Origin of the sequence: Kitasatospora putterlickiae, from assembly GCF_039527695.1 — a bacterium.
Classification (GTDB): domain Bacteria; phylum Actinomycetota; class Actinomycetes; order Streptomycetales; family Streptomycetaceae; genus Kitasatospora; species Kitasatospora putterlickiae.
In genome coordinates, this window is record NZ_BAAAKJ010000125.1 from 28,092 (window position 1) to 28,863 (window position 772).

The 772-nt window shown below is 72.9% G+C and carries 1 protein-coding gene; it reads right to left on the reverse strand.

What is annotated here, in order from left to right; all coding sequences use genetic code 11:
• A partial coding sequence (locus ABD308_RS13260; protein ID WP_344332977.1) for an AMP-binding protein occupies window positions 1–436 on the reverse strand: 436 nt, incomplete at its 3' end.
• Between the last annotated feature and the right edge of the window lie 336 nt (window positions 437–772).

Here is a 772-nt window from a genome sequence, read left to right on the forward strand (position 1 = left end):
CCTCGAAGACCAGCTGGGCGCGCTCGTCCGGGTCCTCGGCGTCCACCGGAACGTAGGCGGCGCCGGCGGCGAGCACCGCGAGGACGGAGACGTAGAGGTCGTTGGTGCCGGAGGGCACGCGCACGCCGACCCGGTCGCCGCGGCCGATGCCGGCGGCGGCGAGGCGGCGGCGCAGCTGCTCGACCTCGGCGGCCAGCGCGCGGTAGCTGAGCACGGTGCGGCCGTCGTCGAGGGCGGGCTCGGCGGGGTGCTGCCGGGCGGTCGCCTCCAGGAGGTCGACCAGGGTGCGCGGGGCGGCGGCGGGGCGGCCGGGGTAGCGGGCCTGTTTCCCGGCCTGCTCGGCGGTCTGCTCAGCGGTGGCCTGCTGTGCTTGATCGTCCCGCTGTGCCCGCTCGGCGGCGTCCGGGCCCGGTTCCCGGCTGGATTCGGCTGTCATGGCTGCCGTGTGCTCCTTGTCCTCGCCCCGTCCCGATCGATGTCCGACCCTTGGGGGCGGTGGGAGCACTCGCCTGTCCGGGTGACCCCACTCCGGGGCCGGAGCGGACAACCCGACCGATGGTAGCCCGGGGCGGTGAACAGCGGATCGGTCGACACTCCGCCCAACTGGCCCGGCAGTGGCCAAATCTGACGGCACATCAGCTCGCAACTGATGCGCCATGGATCGGATGTGACGCACCATCAGTTGTTTTGACGGACCGTCAGGTCGATTTTCCGACCGTGACCCATGCCACACCGGATGCTGCTCCTTCGGGGTGACGGGCCCGCCGCACGG